General features: G+C 64.0%; 20 protein-coding genes. 9 read left to right on the forward strand and 11 right to left on the reverse strand.

Annotated elements, in window-relative coordinates:
• Window positions 1–8: 8 nt before the first annotated feature.
• Window positions 9–1,058 carry a CoA transferase gene (locus tag ACR9ZH_RS11720; RefSeq protein WP_481290925.1) on the forward strand — a complete coding sequence of 350 codons (1,050 nt, stop codon included), beginning with the start codon at window positions 9–11 and terminating at the stop codon, window positions 1,056–1,058.
• Window positions 1,015–1,458, forward strand: a complete 444-nt coding sequence (locus ACR9ZH_RS11725; protein WP_481290926.1) for a CoA transferase — start codon at window positions 1,015–1,017, stop codon at window positions 1,456–1,458. Before ACR9ZH_RS11720 ends, ACR9ZH_RS11725 begins: the two co-directional genes overlap by 44 nt.
• Window positions 1,459–1,568: 110 nt before the next feature.
• Here ACR9ZH_RS11725 and ACR9ZH_RS11730 read toward each other — a convergent pair whose 3' ends face one another.
• Both ACR9ZH_RS11730 and ACR9ZH_RS11735 read right to left on the reverse strand, forming a co-directional pair.
• The gene (locus ACR9ZH_RS11730) at window positions 1,569–2,120 is read right to left on the reverse strand and encodes a cysteine hydrolase family protein (protein WP_481290927.1); all 552 of its coding nucleotides are present in this window, start codon (window positions 2,118–2,120) and stop codon (window positions 1,569–1,571) included.
• 57 nt (window positions 2,121–2,177) lie between these two features.
• A complete protein-coding gene (locus ACR9ZH_RS11735) occupies window positions 2,178–2,678 on the reverse strand; it encodes a nuclear transport factor 2 family protein (RefSeq protein ID WP_481290928.1) in 501 nt (166 codons plus the stop codon).
• A 108-nt stretch (window positions 2,679–2,786) separates the two neighbouring features.
• Here ACR9ZH_RS11735 and ACR9ZH_RS11740 point away from each other — a divergent pair, with 108 nt between their 5' ends.
• The gene (locus tag ACR9ZH_RS11740) at window positions 2,787–3,152 is read left to right on the forward strand and encodes a winged helix-turn-helix transcriptional regulator (protein ID WP_481290929.1); all 366 of its coding nucleotides are present in this window, start codon (window positions 2,787–2,789) and stop codon (window positions 3,150–3,152) included.
• Here ACR9ZH_RS11740 and ACR9ZH_RS11745 read toward each other — a convergent pair.
• The 3 genes from ACR9ZH_RS11745 to ACR9ZH_RS11755 form a co-directional block, all read right to left on the reverse strand.
• Entirely contained in the window at window positions 3,138–4,106 is a 969-nt protein-coding gene (locus tag ACR9ZH_RS11745) for a quinone oxidoreductase family protein (RefSeq protein ID WP_481290930.1), read from the reverse strand. The genes ACR9ZH_RS11740 and ACR9ZH_RS11745 overlap by 15 nt on opposite strands.
• A 51-nt stretch (window positions 4,107–4,157) precedes the next feature.
• Entirely contained in the window at window positions 4,158–4,730 is a 573-nt protein-coding gene (locus ACR9ZH_RS11750; RefSeq protein WP_481290931.1) for a TetR/AcrR family transcriptional regulator, read from the reverse strand.
• A gap of 765 nt (window positions 4,731–5,495) precedes the next feature.
• Window positions 5,496–6,167 carry a hypothetical protein gene (locus ACR9ZH_RS11755; protein WP_481290932.1) on the reverse strand — a complete coding sequence of 224 codons (672 nt, stop codon included), beginning with the start codon at window positions 6,165–6,167 and terminating at the stop codon, window positions 5,496–5,498.
• An 801-nt stretch (window positions 6,168–6,968) separates the two neighbouring features.
• Between ACR9ZH_RS11755 and ACR9ZH_RS11760 the strand changes: the two genes are divergently transcribed.
• From ACR9ZH_RS11760 to ACR9ZH_RS11770, 3 genes are all read left to right on the forward strand, one after another.
• Window positions 6,969–10,148: a TonB-dependent receptor gene (locus tag ACR9ZH_RS11760; protein ID WP_481290933.1), complete on the forward strand. Its 3,180-nt coding sequence runs from the start codon at window positions 6,969–6,971 to the stop codon at window positions 10,146–10,148.
• A gap of 62 nt (window positions 10,149–10,210) precedes the next feature.
• Entirely contained in the window at window positions 10,211–12,577 is a 2,367-nt protein-coding gene (locus ACR9ZH_RS11765) for a GH92 family glycosyl hydrolase (protein ID WP_481290934.1), read from the forward strand.
• A gap of 3 nt (window positions 12,578–12,580) precedes the next feature.
• Window positions 12,581–14,419, forward strand: a complete 1,839-nt coding sequence (locus ACR9ZH_RS11770; RefSeq protein WP_481290935.1) for a glycoside hydrolase family 2 protein — start codon at window positions 12,581–12,583, stop codon at window positions 14,417–14,419.
• Here the strand turns inward: ACR9ZH_RS11770 and ACR9ZH_RS11775 are convergent.
• The 6 genes from ACR9ZH_RS11775 to ACR9ZH_RS11800 form a co-directional block, all read right to left on the reverse strand.
• Window positions 14,385–16,172 carry a tetratricopeptide repeat-containing diguanylate cyclase gene (locus tag ACR9ZH_RS11775; RefSeq protein WP_481290936.1) on the reverse strand — a complete coding sequence of 596 codons (1,788 nt, stop codon included), beginning with the start codon at window positions 16,170–16,172 and terminating at the stop codon, window positions 14,385–14,387. The two genes, ACR9ZH_RS11770 and ACR9ZH_RS11775, sit on opposite strands and share 35 nt — an antisense overlap.
• Window positions 16,173–16,206: 34 nt before the next feature.
• Complete coding sequence (locus tag ACR9ZH_RS11780; RefSeq protein WP_481290937.1) at window positions 16,207–16,506, reverse strand: hypothetical protein; 300 nt, start codon at window positions 16,504–16,506, stop codon at window positions 16,207–16,209.
• A 37-nt stretch (window positions 16,507–16,543) separates the two neighbouring features.
• Window positions 16,544–17,389, reverse strand: a complete 846-nt coding sequence (locus ACR9ZH_RS11785) for an SAM-dependent methyltransferase (protein WP_481290938.1) — start codon at window positions 17,387–17,389, stop codon at window positions 16,544–16,546.
• A 236-nt stretch (window positions 17,390–17,625) separates the two neighbouring features.
• On the reverse strand, window positions 17,626–18,636 hold the full coding sequence (locus ACR9ZH_RS11790; RefSeq protein ID WP_481290939.1) for an NAD-dependent epimerase: 1,011 nt from the start codon (window positions 18,634–18,636) through the stop codon (window positions 17,626–17,628).
• Between the two features lie 10 nt (window positions 18,637–18,646).
• Complete coding sequence (gene tviB, locus ACR9ZH_RS11795; RefSeq protein ID WP_481290940.1) at window positions 18,647–19,924, reverse strand: Vi polysaccharide biosynthesis UDP-N-acetylglucosamine C-6 dehydrogenase TviB; 1,278 nt, start codon at window positions 19,922–19,924, stop codon at window positions 18,647–18,649.
• A gap of 65 nt (window positions 19,925–19,989) precedes the next feature.
• Complete coding sequence (locus tag ACR9ZH_RS11800) at window positions 19,990–20,406, reverse strand: hypothetical protein (protein WP_481290941.1); 417 nt, start codon at window positions 20,404–20,406, stop codon at window positions 19,990–19,992.
• A gap of 167 nt (window positions 20,407–20,573) precedes the next feature.
• Between ACR9ZH_RS11800 and ACR9ZH_RS11805 the strand changes: the two genes are divergently transcribed.
• The 3 genes from ACR9ZH_RS11805 to ACR9ZH_RS11815 are packed head-to-tail and all read left to right on the forward strand — an operon-like array spanning window position 20,574 to window position 22,572.
• The gene (locus ACR9ZH_RS11805; protein WP_481290942.1) at window positions 20,574–21,104 is read left to right on the forward strand and encodes a DUF6630 family protein; all 531 of its coding nucleotides are present in this window, start codon (window positions 20,574–20,576) and stop codon (window positions 21,102–21,104) included.
• Between the two features lie 30 nt (window positions 21,105–21,134).
• Window positions 21,135–22,037 carry a 23S rRNA (adenine(2030)-N(6))-methyltransferase RlmJ gene (locus tag ACR9ZH_RS11810; RefSeq protein ID WP_481290943.1) on the forward strand — a complete coding sequence of 301 codons (903 nt, stop codon included), beginning with the start codon at window positions 21,135–21,137 and terminating at the stop codon, window positions 22,035–22,037.
• Window positions 22,038–22,065: 28 nt separating this feature from the next.
• Window positions 22,066–22,572, forward strand: coding sequence for a Slp family lipoprotein (locus ACR9ZH_RS11815; RefSeq protein WP_481290944.1), 507 nt, complete (start codon window positions 22,066–22,068; stop codon window positions 22,570–22,572).
• Window position 22,573: the final 1 nt, after the last annotated feature.

Below are 22,573 nucleotides of genomic sequence, written 5' to 3' on the forward strand. Positions count from 1 at the left end.
AGAACAAAATGAGTTCCGTATCCAAACACCAGCCTCTGCCCGCAAGGCGATCCTTGGCCGCCGGCGAGTTGGAAGGCCTTGCTGCCCTTGCCAGGAACATCGGCTTAGGGTCAGTCGCCCATGGGGACGCTTTCCTGACCGGTGCCGACCCCATCATTTATTCCCCGCACAAGCTGGGCGAGGCTTCGGCCACCGCGCAATTGGCCATCGGCCTGGCAGGCTCGGCACTATGGCGGCACCGCACCGGCATCACAACGGACGTCGGCATGAACATCATCGACGCCCTGCATTTTCTGCATCCCACGCACTTCGTCCAACAGCAAGGTCGCGCCATCAACGTCGGGGCCGAGCATGTGGCGGTCAACAACCTTTTCCTTTGCAGGGACGGCCGCTACGTCATGCTCGAAGCGGGTCCCCCGTACGCAAAGTTGCTGGATGGCTATCTGAATTTCTTCAACTGCGGGAACAATGTGGACGCCATCGCCCACGCGGTGCACCGGTGGGATTCCGAAGCGCTGGAGACGGCCCTCTCCGCCGCGGGCCTGCCGGCCTGCCGCGCTTTTACCCGCGCCGAATGGCTAGCGCATCCGCAGGGAAAGGCATTGAGCCGCGTCCCCGTTGTCGAGATCGAGAAGATCGCGGACGGTCCAGTAGTCCCGTTCGACGCCCGGCGCCCAGTGGCTCCGCTTACCGGTGTTCGCGTACTCGATTTCACCCACGTGCTGGCGGGCCCCCGTAGTGCTCGAACGCTGGCCGAGCACGGGGCGGACGTGCTCCATATCACGTCGCCCGCTTATCCTGACACGTTCGCACAGCACCTTGGGGTGGACATCGGCAAGCGCTGCGCGTACCTCGACTTGCGTCAGAGCGATGACTTGCGGCAGATGCATCGGCTCGCTTGCGAGGCCGACGTCTTCACCACGACCTATCGGCATGGTGTCAATGAACGATTTGAGTTGTTGCCACATCAATTGAGCCAGCGGCATCCTCGTGGCCTGGTCTACATGACTGCCAATGCGTACGGTCACGATGGCCCCTGGCTTCCGACCCGGTTTTGACCAGAACGGACAGGTGGCGTCCGGATTTGCGGCCGCTGAGGGCGGCGACGGCCAGCCGAGATTCTCGCCAGTGTTCTATCTTGCCGACCTCATTACGGGCTATCTCGCGGCCGCGGGTATGATGGCGGCGCTGCTGAGGCGCGCCATCGAGGGCGGCTCCTACCACGTGAAGCTTTCCTTGGCGCGCAGTGCCATGTGGGTACAAGAGTTAGGGCTCGTCCATGACGATGACCTGATCGGTCTACCTAGATCGGATAACTATCCGGCACATCTCGTGCATCGGCCGTCGGTTTACGGTGAGATCGCCTGGCTACCGCAGCCACTGCAGTACGATAAACTCGCCCTACCGGATATCTCTTACATTGAGCCATATGGCGCGAGCAAACCGGCCTGGTGGTAGCGTAGGCGCTGGCCTCACGACTGAAGTGCGGCCAGCGCGTCCAGGATGTGCTGGGACGGGCGCACTGACACCCCTATGGCTTCCAACTGCTGAATGCCCACCTCGTCAAGTCATGAGAGCGCGTCGGAGGCGACTACGACACGGAAGTCGCGCTCGCTGGCCTGATAGATCGATGTGCGTGGGCAGTTAGGGAAATTACAACCGGCGACGACGAGCGTGGTGACCCTCCGTTGGTGCAGTTCCTCGAGAAGGGGCGTGTTGAAAAAAGCTCCCCATCGCGGCTTATACAAAACCTGCTCGTTGGGACCCCAGGACTGCACAGCGCCGCTCAAAAGTAACGGCGTGTCCAGTCTGGCGGATGAGTAGGGTCGTAGCTCGTCCGCGATCTCGCACCCGGAGCTTCCCTCAAGAAGCATTTCGGCACCTTCCTCCACCGCGGCCCTCCGGCACAGGTCCACGTTTGCACCATCGCGCCGGTAGATCCTCACGATGTGAAAGATCGGCATCCCTGCCTCTCGAAACCCACGCGCGAGACGTACCAGTCCTGGCAACGCGGCACTGGTACTCCGTATCTCAAGGCGCTGACCGTCAAGGGTGTCGCATTGCACATCAATGGTGACGAGTGCCGCGCGTGGATAATCGGGTGCCGTGTAATCAGTCATGCGCTACATCTTGGGAATGATTGACGGGCCGTAGTGACCAATTCACGCATCGTCATGCTAGGCCGGTACCAGCACCGAGACGGGGTCGGCAAAGTAGAGCTCCAGCCGGCGCTTGGCGATACGCCAACCCTGCGACGTCCGGACAAGCTCGTCATGAAACGCACCCGCCGCGTTCAGGTGAAACGCAGGCCGGGTGGCAGGCAGGCTACGGTGGGTCGCAAAAAAATCGGTGCGGGCGGTGGCGAAATCTCCCTGCAACGACACGGTAGGCAGGCTTAGCATATGCTGCCAGTTAGAGTACGAACTCATGCTCCCGTTCTCACCTCGCATCCACCCGGCCAGCTCGCGCCACGTGCCTACGGGGCCACCAGCGGCGCTGTAGTCGACGGCTCCCTCGGAAGTGAAGGTTTCGGCCCACACTGGGACGATGTCGCCTTGGGGACCCTGCTGGCTGTCCTGGCCGTACGAGTACCGAGAGATGGTGTCCTGAATCGCAATACGGTCGATGGCCCACTGCGCCGATGCGCCGTCATTCTTCTGATGCTCGGAGTTGCTCACGTTCGATTCCCACTTATCGTTGATGTCCACCCATGTTGGCATCACAATGCGGCGGCACAAGAAGGCACTTTTATCTCACCTGGTTTCCCGAGCGTAACCGTGGACCACATGTCTGATCCTATAACCGAGCCATGCTCAGTCGACGATCTCGATGCAGCGCTTCAAGCGCTCGACGGGCGCTGGAAGATGCTGATCATTTATCATCTCTTCGGTTCGCCAGTTTTACGGTTTAGCGAACTGAGGCGCGCGATCTCTGGTGTTTCGCAAAAGATGCTGTCGCAGCATCTGAAGGAGCTTGAGGTCGATGGCATCGTGGAACGGACCGTCTACCCGGAGACGCCGCCTCGTGTTGAATATGCACTGACGACCCTTGGTTTGCACCTGAAGCCAGCGCTTCAGGCGCTGCAGTCATGGGCGACGCTACGCCAGGCGCGACGCGCCGGTGAGACCCAAAGTAATCTAGGGCGTGAGTAGTAGCTTGCCTTCGGTCCGACGGCCTTCGATGTCCGCATGGGCCCGCCCCGCGTCCGACATCGGGTAGCGAGTGACGGAATGGTGGTATAGCGTTTGAGAGCCAAGAAGGCTGAATAGCTCGCTCGTCCGCTCGATCAGTTGGTCATGAGTGGCAATGGAATCGGAATAGATGGGGAAGCCCAGTTTGATGCTCTTCTTGAGGGCGGCCAAGTGAACAGGTGGTGGTGCGCCCAGCACGGGGCCGAAATAGGCGAGGGTTCCCAGCGGCGCCAACGATGCCATGGAATCCGCGAAGGTGGCTTCCCCGGATCCGTCGAAGACAGCGTTTACTCCTCGACCGTTCGTTAAATCGCTGACTTGTTCGGCAAACTGGCCCACTGCATCAACGATAACGTGGTCCGCGCCGGCCAATCGTGCACTTGCGACCTTCGAAGCGCTTGATACGCGCCCAATGACGGTGCCACCTCGCATCTTCACGAGTTGGGTCAAGAGCCCGCCAAGGCCACCCGCCGCTGCGTGAATAAGGACAGCGTCGCCCGCACGCGTGTCGTGGAAGCGTAGTGCAATGTGCATCGCTGTCAGACCTTGCATCATCATGCCAGCGGCGACAGCGGGATCGATGCTTTCAGGGATGGCTACCACTGCGTTTGACGTAGCGACGATGGTCTGTGCGTAACTTCCCGGCACATAGGGCCAAGCTACCAGCTGGCCGGGCCGAAGGTGCGTGACGCCTTCGCCAACGGCCGTCACGACGCCCGCCCCCTCCACGCCAGGGACCAGTGGCAATGGTTTGTCGCGCCAAAGCAGGCCTCGCCTGACGCCGATGTCCATAAAGTTCACGCCTGCGTGGGTGACCCGGATTTGCACCTCTCCGGATCCCGGCGTCCGTTGCGGCGCCTCGTCCCAAACCAGTTCCTCGGGACCGCCATGGTTACGAAGTAGTACAGCCTTCACGAAGCACCTCTCTCTAAAATGGAATGATCGTTCAATAAATGGGTAAAAAAATTACCGCAGAGTGCGGAGGCTCATGGTGACAATGTTCTTGACAGCATCTGCGCTCCCACCAGCGCGAGCGGTTAGCTTTATGGAGCTCAGGGCAGCGACGAGAAACTGGGCCGCGTCCCGCGGACGCAGATCGCTGCCGACGAGCCCTAGCGCCTGAGCTTCGCGCACACGCTTCGTGAGTTCTGACGTTAACCGGCTCGACGCCTCGTGATTGATGTCAGCCACTTGGCGGTTGGCGCTACCGAACTCCGCCGTAGATGACACCCCTAGACAGTCAGGATGCGCGATGGCCTCGTCTGAAAAATGTTGTAAATGCGCCTTGATCGCCATCAGCGGATCGGGTTCGCTGCGCAACACGGCGATCTGTCGGTCTACGCTTTCCTTGGTGTATTGCCGCAGCGCACCGAGATAGAGCGTCCACTTGTCGCCAAATGTGTCGTAGAGGCTCTGTCGCCCGATGCCAAGCGACTCGGTCAGCATCTGGGCTGATGATCCGGCATAACCAAACGTCGCAAAGGTTCGAGCGGCGCAGCGCATGGCGTGTTCGGGGTCGAATGATTTTGTGCGGGCCATTAGGCCTTATACTAATTCCGGAACGGTCATTCAAGTAAACTTTCTTCGATGTTCGCTCTGCGGCCACCCTGTGGCCGATGGCGCCTGCCGAACGGTCCGGTTTAGCCCGTGAGGCTGCCATGTGTACTTGTATTCACGGATGGCACGCACCCGATGAGGTGAAGCACGCAGGAGAATGTAGCACGTTCCTTTTGAGCGTTCCCGCTGGCAGCGGCACGACGGTCGTACGCCCTCCCGCAAGGTGGTGACGTCGGGCAAGCTCAGCAAGCCGCGCGTCACGCCACGGGAGAAGGTGTGCGGATATGCATTGCCGTGGCAGGCAGCCAGGAGTACGCGGAAGCGAGTCATCGCCGATCGCCGCGGGTTGCGGCGACGAGATCATGCGGATGCTTCAATGGATCCCCGAAGCCGTCAAAAAAAGCCTCGGAGAAATGCCTTTGGGTGCCGGTGAGTACTATGCAGAGCTCTACTACAACCTAGGCTAGCGTGACCGCACAAGGATGGCCGGCGTGACCGCGAAGGGGAATACTGTGGATCTGTGCCTGGATTGCGAGTGGGCCGACGTTCTTGCATCGGAGCTGGTATCGATAGCGCTGGTATCGGCCGATGGTCTGCATGTCTTCTATGCCGAACGTGTCCGTACGGATGCCGCAAGTCCCCTGACGCGGCCGGAAAAAGTCTGAACCGACGTAGGTGGGGCGTCAAGGAACCCTCGCTCCGGTCGCTTGACGCGAGGTAACCAGCAACGAAACCCGACGCCGGAGCTCAGTCCGGAAGCAGGACGTTCAGCCCCAGCGTTACCCACGACCCGCGCTCCGAGCCGCGCTCCCCTCCCGCCAGCAGGTCCAGGCTGGCGTTCTCGCTCAGATTGCGCCGGATTCCCAGTTGCCCTGCGAAGCGGGTCTCGCGGTAAGCCTCCGCCAGGGCGACCCAGCGCTCGCCGAGCGCCACCTCGACACCCGCGCCTCCGCTTAGCGAGCCCCGCGAGTTGCGCGCCTTCGTCCAGCCGAGATTCGCGTTCAGAACGACACGGCGCTGCGGATCCAGGGCAAAGCTCGCAGGCACGTTGGCGTTCCATCCATCCAGTCGGTGGCGCCGGCTGTCCCAATTCATGCCTATCGACGCACCGATACCCCAGTCGTGCGTATCGAAGTCGCGAAACACACGCTTGATCCCTGGGGCGAGGATCGCGCCACGGTACGGGCTACCCGCCCCGGTGATGCCCAGGCTCCACTCGGTGCCGTTAGCCGTGCAGGCTGGTACCGCGGTCAGCTCGTAACCAGGATGGTAAAAACGTGCCCAGGACTCCACCTGGCAACGCCCGGCCGGGGTCAGGGTCGCATCGTCGACGAAGAGACTGGCTCCGCCCCGTGCGTGCGGCGCATACAGGAACAGGATCGCCGCCAGCGTCGGGACGAGTGCGCGGTTGAAGATCATTGGCAGCCTCCGGATATGACGGAAACGCCGGAGACTTCCCTCTTGGGAGCCTAGCGAGGGATCAGCGATGGTATCGAGGCGCGTAGCGAGCGTCGGCTCGCGCATGCGGTCCCGTCCTGAGCGGACGGTGCGACCTTGGGTCAACGTTCCGTCGGCTCAGGAGCCGTGCCGAGATCGACTGTGACTGTCCAAGGAAGAGGCCTCTGACGCGGGTTGCGGGCGAAGCCGCGCATGGTGCCCGACCTCGCTACATACATCAACCCTGCCCTCCCTGCGGCATGAAACCTTTTTTTGCGATGCAGCGTGACAGACAAGGTTCGCGCGTCTTAATTTCGTCATAGGGGATTTAGATCGATCCAAGTCAAAAACGTCCAAAGGCCGCGCCGCGGCTGTACAGGTCCGGTTTGACTTGAATCGAGGTGGGGAGGGGGCCTTGCATGTCGGCCGCTCCGGAACGGTTGGGGAATCGGGGAACCGCGTCATGACACCACGAACTACCAGTTATTCAATGACCACAGGCCAGCACGTCGCAGGCGCGTCCGCATTCGCCATGTCGCTCGCCAATGAACGCCGCGGAAGCCCTTCCCGCTTCAGTTCGCCTCACGGCAGCCCTACGCAGTAGTCCCGCGCCGCAGTGCCGACGGGCGAGATGCCCGTCAGCAGCCAGATGTTTGGATCGATTCAAGCGATAAGTTTAAGGAGGACGCGTGTCGTCATAAATCGCGCTTCTGCAGCAGTGATTTAACGGGGGTTATCGCGCCGACTCGATAAGGGCGCGCATCACTGAGGGAATACCTAGCAATGACTTCTTTGCCACAAATGTTCACGCGCAAGCCGCTGTACGCAGCGATAGCTTCCGCGACCTTGTCCTTCGCCGGCTTCGTGGGAATTCCCGCGACAGCCTTCGCACAGGACTCCGCACCCGCCGCCGCATCGACGGCAGCGGCGCCCGCTCCAGCCGAAACGCCTCAGGACAACAAGGCGGATAAGGACCGGCAGGGCAACACCAGCAAGAACGCCACCAAACTGGACACGGTCGTCGTCACGAGCTATCGCCAGTCCATCGACCAGAACGTGCTGGACAAGCGCGACGCCAACTCGATCGTCGAAGTGATCAATGCGCAGAACATCGCGCAGTTCCCGGCCAAGAACATCGCCGACGCCCTAGCCCACGTGCCCGGCGTGGTCATCAGCCGTGAATCCGGCGAAGGCAAGACGGTGAGCATCCGCGGCCTCGCGCCCGAGCTCACCTATACCGAGTTGAACGGCAACTATGTCGCCTCGGCCGATACGTCGGCGGGTCTGACCCGTTCGTTCAACTACACGCTGTTCCCGGCGAACATGTTCTCGGACATCAAGCTCTACAAGAGCCTTGAGGCGCGCCTGGACGAAGGCGGCATCGGCGGCAACGTCGACCTGCGCACCCGCCGCCCGCTCGAGATGGACGCGAACGAAGGCTTCGTCACCGGCACCGCAGCGAGCTCCGATACCAGTGCGAAGACGGAGCCGCAGGGCGCGGCGCTGTGGTCGTGGAAGAACAAGGACGAGACATTCGGCGTCCTCCTCGCCGGCGCCTACCAGAAGCGCCAGGCGACCACGTACCAGGCGGATGGCTCGAGCTGGCACTGGTGGTCGGACGCCTGCAAGGACCACGAGACCTGTACCCAGCCTCCGGTGGACATCCACGGCAATCCGTACAACTCCGCGGTCAACAACAACATCGACCTGTGGGGTAACGGCGTCGTCGACCAGGCCGGCAACATCTCCAACGGTTTCTGGATGCCGCAGCAGTTCGCAACGAGCCGCAACGACCTGACCCTGAAAACCAAGGGCGCGCAGGCCACGATGCAGTTCAAGCCGAGCGATCACTTCCTGCTGACCGGTAACTATTTCCGCTTCGAACGCCAGCAGACGCAGATCACCAACACCCTGGAAATTCCGGAGTGGGGCCTGCCGAACAACACCAACTACGCCGACCAGAACGGCCGCCTGCTTGCGCCCAACGGCCTGACCTTCGACAAGTCGGGCACCATCGTCACAGGCGCGAATTACGTGCTGCCGCCGGCCGGCGTCGGTTGTAACTCCGCGGTCAACCCTGTCACCGGTGCCCCCCGCCAGGCGGTGGACGTGTGTTCCACGGAGATCCCGTGGCTCAACGGCAACTACTCCGTCGAGAAGGCTACCTCGCAGACCCTCAACCTCGAAGGCGAATGGGATAACGGCGGCGACCTGAGCGGCTCGTTCAACATCGGCCGCACCTGGGCGAAGGGTGGCCCTTCGGTCGAACTGGGCATGGCCGCCAAGCCGCGCAACTTCGTGAATGGCCAGTGGGTGAACGGCAGCACCGGCGCCGCGTGGGATCTCAGCGGCAAGCCCGGCATCACCGCCGATCCGTCCGTACTCCCGAACATGCTGGCCGGCGCCGGCCAGGTCGACCTGGGCTCGACCGGCTCGAACATGGTGAATACCCGCACCTCGCAGAACTTCGCGCAGGCGGACTTCACCTGGGCGTTCGATTCCTCATGGCTGCAGTCGCTGCAGTTCGGCGCGAAATACAGCGACGCGAACGCCGAACAGCAGAGCAACGAGGTGCGCTGGTACTGCAAGGGCACGACCTCGCAGTTCCAGACCTGCGATCCAAACGCGGGCCAGCTGCCGGCGGGCTTCCTCCTGCCGAACTACCTCGACGGCGTGAACCATGCCTTCGGCGACAGCATCTTCCCGGCAATCAACTTCCCGGCGTACTACAACCACCTGAACGACACCTACGACCGGGTGATCTACAACAAGCCGCAGAACAAGTCGTCGATCGGCGAGAAGATCGCTGCGGCGTATGTGCAGGCGAACTTCGATACCGGCACCCTGCGCGGTAACGTCGGCGTGCGCTTCGTCACCACGAAGCAGGACCTCACCGTCGCCAACCAGGTCACCACCAACAATGCGACGTACTACCACGACGCGTCCGGCAACATCCTGATCTGCCCCGCCTCGGGCGTGAACGCTGGCGGCGGTGCATGTGCCCCCGGCGACTTCCAGTACCTGCCGCGCGAAGTGGCGGTGGTCGAGAACTTCAACAACTCGACGACCAACAAGCGCTACAACAAGTTCCTGCCGAGCTTCAACATCGCCTGGACGATCGCGGACGACTTCGTCCTGCGTGCCGCCGGCTCGCAGGCGATGGCCCGCGCCAACTACACCGACCTGGCGCAGCTCGGCCAGCTGACCAACAACACCCAGGAGTACTACAACGATCGCAAGCAGTTCGGCGCACCGCTGCCGGGCTGGTACGGTTCGGGTGCCAACGCCGACCTGAAGCCCTTCACGGCCACCCAGTTCGACCTGGCCGGCGAGTGGTACTACGCGCAGCACGGCGTCGTCGGTATCGATCTGTTCCAGAAGAAGGTGAAGAACTTCGTCGTCCCGGTCACCGTCAACAACATCGACGTGAACGTGGGCGGCACGGAAACCAACTTCCGCCAATACAGCACCAATGCCAACGGCCGCTCCGGCACGTCGAAGGGCATTGAAATCTACGCGCAGCACACCTGGGACTCGGGCTTCGGCTACATCGCAAACTACACGCTCAACCACACCAACGAAACCGCGGTCTCCCTGGGCGACACCCAGGTAGGCAAGGCCGAGTTGATCGGTAGCGCGAAGTACGCGGCGAACGTCTCGCTGTTCTATGAAAAGAACGGTCTGCTCCTGCGTGCCAGCGACAACTGGACCGGCCGCACGATGGAAGGTCTGGCCTCCGGCCTGCCCATCTATGCGCAGCCGTATCACCAGATCGATCTGAACGGCGACTACGAGTTCACCAAGCACTTCATGGTCACCGCGTCCATCATCAACTTCAACAAGGCGAGGCCGCACACTTACCTTGGTGGCGATACGCGCTCGCGTCTGGTCCAGTTGATGTACCCGGGCCGCCAGTACTACCTCGGCGTGACCTACAAGTTCGGTGGTGCAAGCGACAAGTAAAAAATCGACGGGGCCGGGCACATTGCCCGGCCCCGTTTCCGTTGCAAGCGAAGGAACCCCGCATGAACGTACCCATGGCACGCCCTCCCCGCCGTGCACTCGGCGTCGCGCTCGCGATGCTCACCGTGGTCTCCGCGACCGCCGTACTGGCGAAGGACAAGAAGCCCGCGGCCGCTTCCCAGGCCCCCGTGGATATCGCCAATCCCCTGGTCGGAACGGCCCCTCTCGACAACCAGGCCCTGCTCGGCAACGCGCCGCCACCCGGCGAGGCCACCTACACCGGCATGACCACGCCAGGCGCCAGCCTGCCGCAGAGCGCCACCGAGGCCGCGCCGGTCAATATCAATGCCGACCTCGGCTTCGCCACCGGCGTGCCGGTGGCCTACGACTACCGTCGACCCGCCATGTTCGGTTTCAGCGGCGGCGGTTCGACCTACGGCGCCCGCGGCGCCCCCATCGTCATGCCGGTGGTGGGCGACTGGACGGTGCCGCCGGATTACATGTCGTCGTACTACGACAAGGCCACGGAAAAGGCATCTCCCGGGTATTACGCGGTAGACCTGGCGACGTTCCACACGAAGGCCGAACTGACGGCCACGCAGTGGACCAGCCTGATGCGCTTCACCTTCCCGCAGAGCCATCGCTCGAACGTGGTCCTGAACCTGCGCCGTGCCGGCGGCGACGTCGAAGTGGTGGACGACCACACGATCCGCGGTGTCGCCACCACAGGCCGCCGTGACCGGGACACCGATGGCCCGTATTTCATCGCCGAATTCTCGCGGCCGTTCACGACTTTCGGCACGTTCCATTCCGAAGTCACCAACAAAGGCGAAGGCCTGGGCCATGAAGACGTCCAGGCGGGCCGCCGGAAGATTTCCGGCGATTACGCCGGCGCCTACGTCACCTACGATACGAAGGCAGGCGACCAGGTGGTGGTGCGCATCGCCCATGGCCACAGCGCCCAGGAAGCCGACCAGAGGCTCCGTGCCCAGGACAGCGACGCGGACTTCGACCGCGTGCATGCGAAGGCCCGCGCGAAATGGGCCGAACTGTTCGACCGCGTGGAAGTGAGCGGCGGTACGCCGAAGCAGCGCGCACTGTTCTATTCGACGCTGTACCACTCCTTCGCCAGCCCGCGCATGATCGCCCGCAAGGGTGAGCACTACACGGACGCCAAGGGCCAGGACCAGGTCGCCGATTACGACCATTACGGACCGGTGCCGTTCTGGGACACGGGGCGCAACCAGATCGCCCTGCTGATGCTGCTCCAGCCGAAGGTCGTGCAGGACATCATGCGTTCCGAGCTGGACCGCGCGCGCGAGCGCGGCTACATGAACACCTCGTTCCACGGCGACCATGCCGTGTTCCTCTACGACGGCGCCTGGCAGCGCGGCATCGATTTCGACTACGCCGCGGTGTACGAGTACCTGCGCAAGAACGCGACCGATCCCAAGGGCCCGCGCGGTTATCTCGCCGAGTACGACAAGCAGGGCTGGATCTCCGACATCGTGCCCGACGGCAACCCCAGCCCGCCCTACGCGGGTGGCAAGGCTGGCGTGGCCACCACGCTCGAGTACGCCTGGGACGATCACGCGCTGGCCGATGTCGCCCGCCGGCTCGGGAAGAATGACGATGCCGAGATGTTCATGCGCCGCGCGGGGAATTACCGCAACGTGTTCGACCCGTCGGTGGGCTTCTTCCGCGGCCGCACCGAGGACGGCAAATGGATTTCGCCGTTCGACCCGGGCGAGCCCTACTACAACTTCATGATGAAGGAAGGCTCGGGCTGGTCGACGCTATGGCTGGTGCCGCACGACGTGCACGGCCTGATGAACCTGCTCGGCGGCCGCGATGCGTTCAACGCCAAGCTCGACGCGTTCTTCTCCACGCCATACACCGCCAAGGGCATCTGCCGCGACTGCACCGGCCTGATCGGGCAGTACGTGCAGGGTAACCAGCCGGACCAGCAGGCAGCTTACCTCTACGCCTGGAGCGGCCAGCCGTGGAAGACGCAGGAGCTGACGCGCCGGATCCTCGCCGACCTGTATGGCAGCGACGCCACGGGCTATGGTTATCCCGGCATGGACGACCAGGGCTCGACCTCGTCCTGGTACGTGCTCAGCGCCATGGGCTTCTACCCGGTCGATCCTTCCACGCCCGACTACATCATCGGCAGCCCGATCTTCGACCGGGTCCGTCTGCGCCTCGGCAACGGCAAGGTCTTCGAGGTCGTGGCGCGTGGCAATTCGGAACGGAACAAGTACATCCAGTCCGCGACGCTCAACGGCAAGCCCTGGACCAAACCCTGGTTCAGCCACGCCGATATCGCCAACGGCGCCACGCTCGTGCTCACGATGGGCCCCGAGCCCAACAAGACCTGGGGCAGCGATCCGCACGATGCGCCCGCTTCCATGTCGGACGGGAAATAACGGATGAGACACTGGATCTGCATGGCCCTCGCCCTGGGCTTCGTACCGGCGGCGATGGCGGCCGACAAGACGGCCGTCTGGAACGGCAAGGCGGCGCCGCTGGCAACGTCGTGGACGGCCGAGGTATCGCCCGGCAATGCGTTGCCCGAGTATCCCCGTCCCCAGCTCGCGCGGCCGTCGCTGGAACATCCACGCTGGATGAGCCTCAATGGGCTATGGGAGTACGCCGCCGCCGGCGACGGCAAGGCGGCGCCGCCATTCGGCAAGACGCTGCGGGACAAGGTGCTGGTCCCCTACCCCATCGAATCGGTGCTGTCGGGCGTGCAGAAGCACGCGGACTTCATGTTCTACCGCCGGACCGTGGACGTGCCGGCCGACTTCACCGCCCATGGCCAGCATGTGCGGCTGAATTTCGGAGCCGTGGCGCAGGACGCCACGGTCTACGTCAACGGCAGGCAGGTCGCGGAACACACGGGCGGCTACACGTCCTTCAGCGCGGACATCACATCCGCGCTTCGCCCGCAGGGCCCGCAGGAGATCGTGGTTGCGGTGCACGCGCCGGTGGACGGTGCGAACGTCATGGTCGGCAAGCAGCGCCTGAAACCGGAGGGCATCTTCTATACCGCGGCATCGGGCATCTGGCAGTCGGTGTGGCTGGAGCCGGTGCCGGACGTCAGCCTGGCTCGGCTGACCTTCACGCCGGAACGCAACCTCGACGCCTTCACGGTGAATTCGGCGCTGCAAGGCGAGCACCCGGACGCCACGCTGCAGGTCACCGCCTATGCGGACGGCAAGCAAGTAGGCGAGGCCAGCGGCCCCGCAGGCAAGCCGATGCGCCTGGCCATCGCGCATCCGCGCCTCTGGAGTCCGCAGGATCCTTTCCTGTACACGATCAAGGCCACCCTCGCGCAGGGCGGGCAGCGCGACGAGGTCACCAGTTACGCCGGCATGCGGAGCATCGCCATCGGGAAAGCGGGCGGACACAATCGCATCCTGCTGAACGGCAAGCCGACCTTCCTGCTCGCCACCCTCGACCAGGGCTATTGGCCGGACGGCATCTACACGGCGCCCACGGACGCGGCGCTCAAGTTCGACATACAGAAGACCAGGGACCTGGGCTTCAACACCATCCGCAAGCACATCAAGGTGGAACCGGCTCGCTGGTACTACTGGACCGACCGCCTGGGCCTGATGGTGTGGCAGGACATGCCGTCCTTGCCGAACGGCCATAACGAGAAACTCGGCGATGCCGACAAGAACGGCTTCCGTGCCGAGGTCACGGCCATCGTCGAGCAGCTCAAGGGCGAAACCTCGATCATCGGCTGGATCCCCTTCAACGAGGGCTGGGGCCAGTGGAGCATTCCGGCGGCCGCCGAGCTGGCGGCACAGATCAAGAAACTCGATCCATCGCGGCTGGTGAATGCACGCAGCGGCTTGAACTGCTGCGATACGAAGGGCGACCCACAGGCCGGCGATGTCATCGACATCCACGACTACCAGGGCCCGGGCCTACCCAGCCCCGATGCCACGCGGGCGTCCATGGACGGCGAACACGGCGGGCTGACCCTGGGTGTTCCGGGCCACATGTGGCCCAACACGGCGATCAATCCGTACGGCGACGTGAAAGACCGCGCCGCGCTGAACGACGGCTATGTCGCCAACACCGCCGTGCTCCGCGACAAGGCACCGGCGAAGGGCGTGTCGGGAAGCGTCTACACCCAGATCACCGATGTCGAGGGCGAGCATAACGGGCTCTACACCTATGACCGCAAGGTCGAGAAGGTGGACGAGGCCAGGGTGCGTGCGATCAACGAGGCGACGATACGCGCAAACGGGCCCTAGGATCGTCACCTTCCGCTTCGCCTTCGCCTTCGCCATCGACCACGACGCGGTTGCGGCCCTTGTGCTTGGCCTCGTATAGCGCGGCATCCGCCGCGCGACACAGCTTCGGCAGGTCGTAACCGGTCTTGTCGGTGCAAGCCAGGCCGATGCTCAACGAGAATGCGACCACCGTGCCGTCGACGACCAGCGGCGAGGCCTCGATCGCGAGGCGGACGCGCTCGGCGATCACGGAACCCTGCAAGCGCGGCGTATCCATCAGCAGCATGCCGAACTCCTCGCCGCCGAGGCGACCGAGCGCATCGGCCTTGCGCAGCTGCCCCTTGAAGACGGCGACGGCGTGCTTCAGCACCGCGTCGCCCACGGCGTGTCCGTGCGCATCGTTGACCTGCTTGAAGTGATCGAGGTCGAGGAAGACCAGGCACCCTTCGCCACCACGCTTCTCGAGGACGCGCAGCGCACGTTCGGCTTCACTCATGAAGTGCTGGTGGTGAAAAATCCCGGTCAGTCCGTCGCACAACGACAGCCAGCGGAAACGGAGCTGCGAACGCTTGATACGTACCGCCCAGAGCACGATCGAGAGCAGGACGAGGAACATCACCACGATATAGAGGCGGCTAGTCTCCACGGCCTTCGCATCCAGCGCCTGCTGGAGCCGCAGGATGCGGTTTTGCTTGCTGAGTCCCTCGGTCGCGAGCTTTTCCGCCCGGAAATGCTGGCTGGCAGCCTCGTAGGCGGCGTTCCTGACGTTGGCATCACGGAGGTAGCCCTGATCCTGGACCACGTATTTTTCGTAGTAGTCGAGCGCGCTCGCGGCATGTCCCTGAGCCTTCTCGATCGAGTACAGGATGCGATACGCGAACCGAAGTGCCTCGTTCACGTCGCCCGGGTGGCTCATCGCCACGGTTTCCAATGCGGCTTTCCGCGCTTCCGCCAGCCGCCCCAGTTGCTCGTAAAACTGCGCCCGCTGGGCCGAAAGGCTGACGAGGTGGGGAAAATACCGGCTCGCCTGGATGGCCGGTGCGAGGCGCTCGATGGTCGCCAGGCCCTCGTCCAGCTTGCGCTCCTCCAGCAACCGGTCCACGAGGATGAGCGATGCCGTGTTGGCGAAGACCGGCTGGCTGTCCGCCGTGCAGACCTTGATCGTCTCCAGCAAGTCCGGGCTTCGGGAGGTCAGGTCGCGAGAGCCTTCGAGCGCCGTGACCTTCTGCACCATGGCCTGGCAAGGGGATTCGCCAGGTGGCGTGGCTTCGAGCATCATCTCGGCGTATTTCAGCCCCTGCTCGGGCTGGCCTGCGAATGTCAGCATCTGCGAGAGGTTTGCCAACAGCACGAACCGGGCCAGGCGATCGGTCACGACCGGCAGCGTATCCGCGGCGCGCGTGGCCACCGCATAGCTCTCGGCATACTTGCCCTGCTCGCTCAGGTTGTTCATCAACATGGCGGTGGCGCGGGTGCCCAGCTGATCGTCCTCCGCAGACGCCATCACCTTGCGCAGGTAAGCCTCCGCTTCCGGATAGCGCCCCTCGTAGTTCGCTTCCCAGCCGTCGAGGAATTGCAGGTAACGCTGCCCGGTCGCATCGAAGGCGGCCTCGTCACGATGAAGCTCGCCCAGCATCTCGACGAAGCGCGCGTGGTCCTTGGTCCGGATAGCATCGGCCTGCTCGAGGCGCGTGGAAGCGGAGGGTGCCGCCACGGCATGGATGGACGGAACCTGCGCACAGCCGAAGAGCCCCACGAGAAGCCAGCATCGCATGTGACCGAAGCAGCCGGGGGCCATGCCGTGTCCCTCAGCCGGAAGACGAATCGTCGGAGTCGTCGGGGTCCTGGTCCGGCTCGTCGGACTTGCCGTCGTCCTCGTCGTCGTACTCCTCGCCCTCGTGCCCGCCTGTCTGGCTCTGGTGCTCGACCTGCATCTTCTGGAGACCCAGCTCCTTCGTCAGGGCCGAGTCGTCGCCATAGACTGCCAGTTTGCGCAAGCCGACCGAAGCATCGGCCGCTTCGAGCGCTTGCGCCAGGTCCTCCGGCGACGCGTGCCGCAAGCTTGCATCGCGGCCGATGGCTTCGAGCAACTCAACGGTATCTCGCATGTTTTCTCCCTGTTTGGTGTCGACGGTCCTTCGGCTTTTACGCCGGAACGACGGATTCCCTGCCGCTGCCGTAAACCGCGTCGAGCGCATCGAGGCGCGCGCGCATGGGGCCGTTGGGCTGTAGCTCACGCGCCGGCGGCAGCACGAGCGTTTCCTGCCCGGTAAACTCCGCCATCGGGAACTCACGCAGCGTCGTGCGCTGGATACGCGGCTTCTCGACCGGCAAGGTGGGCGCGCGATAAACGATGACCTCGTGATCGGCCGGATAGTCCTGGCACAGGCGCTCCACCAGGAGCTCGCGATAGGCATCCGGCGTACGGAAACGCCCGAGCGAGCGGTCGCCCACCACGCCGAGCTGCCACAGGATCACATGGCCGCTCGTGTCCAGACTGCGCTCGAAGAAGAGCAGCTGGCTCGCCTCCAGATGCTGGCAGCCGACACGGCCGGGGTCGATGCCCAGATCGGCGTAGAGACAGTCTTCGGCGGAGACCCCGGGCTCCATGTACGCCTGGTAGCCCTCTGCGCGAGCCAACTCCACCACCTTGTGCGGCGACCACGCGAAAATGCCGGGATGTCCGTAGAAAGCGGCGCAGACTCGCCTGCCCGCCCGCACCTCCGCCATCATCACCTCGACCCACTCGCGATAGGTCTTCATCCGCGACTTGCCTGGCCGGTAATAGGGCTGGAGGCTGCGCACCTCGGGGTTCAGGCGTCGCAGCCAGAGTTCCACCACATGGTCCGACAGCGCGGCGAAGACCACGTCGGCGGTCTCGATGCAATTGCGCGCCAGCGGCGTCAGGTGCGAACCCAGGGTAATGCCCATGCCGACACAGGCGATGCTGCCGCGACGGGGTCCGGTGCTGGTCGGAGCGGATGTGGTCATAGACCCCATAATGTGACACAACTCACGCAACCGGGATGAGTCCTTTCCTCGGCAAGCATTTACGCCTGCGGCGAGGGCGCAGGACAACGTGCCGCCGTTCGCGGGGCCCGGCGAATTCCTGCCGTTTACCTGCAAACACGGTGACTGCAAGCAAAGCTCCAGCCAGACAGCCGAACCGACGGCCAGGCGCTCCGCACTCGCTCGCCATCACGGCGCTCAGGCCGCCCCTTGTGGAGTCAGACCCGATAGAACTCGCGGTACCAGCTGACGAAGCGCGCCACGCCCTCCTCCACCGACACCTGCGGCGCGTAACCGACGGCGCGGCGCAGTTCGCCGACGTCGGCCTCGGTATCGGGCACATCGCCGGCCTGCAGTGGCAGGAGTTCCATGATCGCTTCGCGACCGAGGCACTGCTCGAGGCGGCGGATGTAATCCAGCAGTTCCACCGGTTGCTCGTTGCCGATGTTGAACAGCCGGTATGGCGCCACGCCGCTGAAGGATGGATCCGGCTGGGTTGCGCTCCAGGTGGGGTCGGCCACGGGAGGGTGATCGAGGCAGCGGATCACACCTTCGACGATATCGTCGATATAGGTGAAGCTGCGCCGGTGCCGTCCGTGGTTGAACACCTTGATCGGCTCGCCACGCAGGATCGCCCGGGTAAACAGGAACAGGGCCATGTCCGGCCTGCCCCACGGTCCGTAGACGGTGAAGAAACGCAGCCCCGTGCTCGGAATGCCGTACAGGTGCGCATAGCTGTGCGCCATCTGTTCGTTGGCCTTCTTGGTGGCCGCATAGAGCGTCAACGGGTGCTCGGCCGGGTTGTGCTCGGAGAACGGCATGGCGCGGTTGGCGCCGTACACGGAACTCGTGGACGCAAAGACGAGGTGTTCCACGCCATGATCGCGACACCCTTCGAGCACGTGCAGGAAACCCGTGACGTTGCTGGATACGTACACATGCGGGTTTTCCGCGGCGTAACGCACCCCTGCCTGGGCCGCCAGATGCACGACGCGCTGCGGCCTGTGCTCGGCGAACAACGCAGCCATCGCATCGCGATCGGCAAGGTCGGCATGCACGTGCACGTAGTGCGGATCATGGCGGAAGCGATCCAGGCGCGCGTGCTTCAGGCTCACGTCGTAGTAGTCGTTGAGGTTGTCCACGCCGACGACCTCGTCACCGCGTTCGAGCAACCGCATCGCCACATGCGAGCCGATGAATCCCGCCGTGCCCGTGACAAGTACTTTCATGACCGTTACCTCAGAGCCGTCCATCCACCGCGTCGCGCGGCAGTACATATTTCACGTCGTAGATCACCGCATCCGGTTTGCCGAATGCGCGGATGCCCGCGGCGCCCAATTCGTGGAACTGCCGGTGCGCCACGGCGATGACGATGGCGTCGTACGCGCCCGGCTCCGGCCAGTCCACCGGACGCAGCCCATAGACCTCGGCCGATTCGGCGGCGTCGACCCATGGATCGTAAACGTCGATCGTCGCGTTATAGGTTTTCAGCGACGCGATGATGTCCACGACACGGGTATTGCGCAGGTCAGGGCAGTTTTCCTTGAACGCCAGGCCGAGCACGAGCACGCGCGCACCGACCGGGTTAAGCCCCTTGCAGACCATGAGGCGGATCAGTTCGCCGGCGATGTACGGCCCCATGCCGTCGTTGGTCCGTCGGCCGGCCAGGATCACATCGGGGTGATGTCCGACTTCCTGCGCCTTGTGCGTGAGGTAATACGGATCCACGCCGATGCAATGGCCGCCCACGAGCCCCGGCCGGAACGGGAGGAAGTTCCACTTCGTACCGGCGGCCTCGAGCACCTCGAGCGTGTCGATGCCGAGCTTGTTGAACAGGATGGCAAGATCGTTCACCAGGGCGATGTTGAGGTCGCGCTGGGTGTTCTCGATGACTTTCGCGGCCTCGGCCACCTTGATCCCGCTCGCCTTGTAGGTGCCGGCGTCGATGATGCTGGCATACAGCGCATCGACGAAGTCCGCCGCTTCCGCCGTCGAGCCGGAAGTCACCTTGCGGATGTTGGTCACGCGATGCTGCTTGTCGCCCGGATTGATCCGCTCGGGGCTGTAGCCCGCGAAGAAGTCTTCATTGAACGCCAGCCCGGAGGCGCGTTCGAGGATGGGGACGCAGACTTCCTCGGTGCAGCCGGGATAGACGGTGGATTCGTATACCACCAGGTCGCCGCGCTTGAGCACCTTGCCGAGGGTCTCACTGGCCCGCATCAGCGGTGAGAGGTCGGGGCGCTTCGCACGGTCGATCGGCGTGGGCACCGTCACGATGAACACGTTGCAGTCGCGGAGCTCGTCGAGGCGGTCGCTATAAGCAAGCTGGCCGGCCTGCCCAAGCGCTGCGGCATCGACCTCCAGCGTGCGATCCGTGCCGCCACGAAGCTCCGCGATGCGCGAGGCATCGATGTCGAACCCGACGGTTGGAAATTTCTTGCCGAATTCGACGGCCAGCGGAAGGCCCACGTAACCGAGCCCGATCACGCCGATCTTTACCTTGTCCAACTGCTGCATCGGGCTTCCGCCAGGCCGGAGGTAGCCGTGAAGCCTAGCGGATCGCCCAGGCCTTGTGTAGGAGATCAGCCCCCTTCGAGCGGCAACTCGGTCACGTCGCGCACGCTGTAGACGTCGATCGCATATGGCACGTGCGCGTCGCCGGTGGCCTTGAAACGCCCGAACACCGTGGCGTCGGCGCGGGCACCCTTCTCCGTCACCGCGCGGCGGAACGAAGCGACGTCGCGCTTGCGGCCCGCGTTATCGTCCATGCTGAGGTTCACCCTGCCCTGGCACTGCGCGTCGGTGAGCGTGGTGACCTTGCCCTCGGTGACGGCGACGCCACGGACCGTGACCGTCGTGCCCACGTAACGCGAGGCGGTGCCCAATACCGTGCAGATGGTGTCCGGCGGCGGATCGTCGGAACGGGCCGCGGCGGTGCCGGTGGCGAGTAACAGGCTGATGGCGACTCCCGTCGCCCGAACGAAAGTGACCGCGTTCATAGGTTTTCCCCCTTGATACCGGCCCCTGGCGGACCGAGCCGAGTGGACGGCTGAATGAAGCACACCGTTTTTGCGCCCCCAGGTCAATAAGAAAATTCGGCAGGTCCGGGCAAACACCCTTCCGAATCAGCGAGATATACTGTCGCCCCAACGAAGGTTTCCCGCGCATGGCTTCCTACGACGACGATTTCGACTACGAAAGCGAGCACGCGGACGAGGACGGCGACGATTCGGTCGAGTCCCAGGTCTGGCGCCTGCTGACGCTCATCAACCCGGGCGACGAAGAAGGCGCCCTGCAGCAGTTCGGCGCCTACCGCGAGACGGTGGAGGAGGAAGGCGACGGCGATCCGGTGCGGATCGTGGGCAGGGTCACCGACTGGCGCTCGGGTTTCGAGGTGGACGCCGACGATACCCGTGCCCTGGTCGAGGCGATCAACGAACTCGTGGCGCGCTTCAACCTCAGCATCGACTGGGACGGCGATCCGGACGACGACGAGTTCCACGAGGAGGTCGACGGCCCGGAACTCTTCTCGCGGGCCTTCGACCAGCTCAACGAGCACGGCTATACCCTCTGGGCACGCGAGGCCGACGACGATATGTATGCGGGCTGGATCACCCGGTCGCACGACGACGAGGCCATGCGCCTGGTCGCGACGGAACTGGGCATCAACCTGCGGCTGGGAAGCCAGGTCACGTAAAGCCCGGGGCCCGGCCGCTATACTGGTCCCATGAATTACCGCCACGCCTACCACGCCGGCAACTTTGCCGATGTCCTCAAGCACATGGTGCTCGTGGCCCTGATCGATGCTCTGGAACAGAAGGCCTCGCCGTTCTGCTACATCGACACGCATGCCGGCCGCGGCCGTTACGACCTGCGTGGCGCGGAAGCGCGAAAAACCGCCGAGTCCGACGAAGGCTTCGGCGTGCTGAAGACCGCCAGCGGCCTGCCTCCCTTGCTCTGGAAGTGGCTGGAAACCGTCCGCGCCTGCAACGAGGGCGACGAGGCCATGCGCCACTACCCCGGGTCGCCCTGGATCGCGGCGCACCTGATGCGTGAGGGCGACTCCGCACAGCTGTGCGAACTGCACTCCGAAGAGGCCGCGGCACTGCGCCAGCTGTTCCACCACGATCGCCGCGTGCACGTGCATCAGCGCGACGGCTACGAGGCCATGAGGGCTTTCGTCCCACCGAAGGAGAAGCGTGGCCTCGTACTGATCGATCCGCCCTTCGAGGCCCAGGAAGCGGAGTTCCGCCTGATCGAAAAGGCGCTGAAGGCGTCGCTGGAAAAGTGGCCGGGCGGCATCTACGCCATCTGGTACCCGATCAAGCTGCGCAGCCACGTCCAGCCGTTCCATCGCTGGCTGAGCAAGTGCGGGGCGAAGCGCGTGCTCGCCGCGGAACTCCTGCTGCGCCCGGACGACTCCCCCCTGCGCCTCAACGGTACCGGCGTGGCCATCGTGAACGCGCCGTGGAAGCTCGATGAAGCATTGCGCGACTCGCTGCGCCTGCTGCCCAGGCTGCTGGGCACGCCTGGCGAATCCGAATACCGGCTGACCTGGCTGGTCGAGGACACGCCGGATGAAGCCCCTCCCCACAAACCGCAGCCGTTCCATTCAGTGCGGCGGCGCTAAAGTCGTCATACATGCCAGGAGCCGCCCCATGCGCCCATCCATCGCCCGTATCGCCGTCCCTGCCGCCTTCCTCGCCATAGCGCTCGCTGGCTGCGCACCCGCGCCCATCTACAAGCCTACGGCGAACAACCTGGCCGTGCCTCCCGCGCAGGTCGCACGCGAGCCCGAGCGTTACCGCACGGCGGACGTGATCTGGGGCGGCCGCATCGTCAACGTGCGCAACTTCGCCGACCACAGCGAAATCGAGGTCCTCGCCTATCCGCTCGACGGCTCGCAGCGGCCGCAGGCGAACGACGCCGGCAATGGCCGTTTCATCGCGGCCATGCCCGGCTACGTCGAAAGCCTCGATTTTCCCGCGGGCGGGCTGGTCACGATTGCCGGCCGCCTCAACGGCACCCGCACCGGCAACGTGGGCCAGGCGCAGTACACCTTCCCCCTTGTCTCGGTAAACCAGTCCCATGTCTGGACGGCCAAGGAAATGTCCGGCGGCCATCCAAACGTCAGCTTCGGCGTGGGTGTGGGCGTGATCCGGTAAG

This window comes from Luteibacter sp. SVR4-7G, assembly GCF_056755555.1.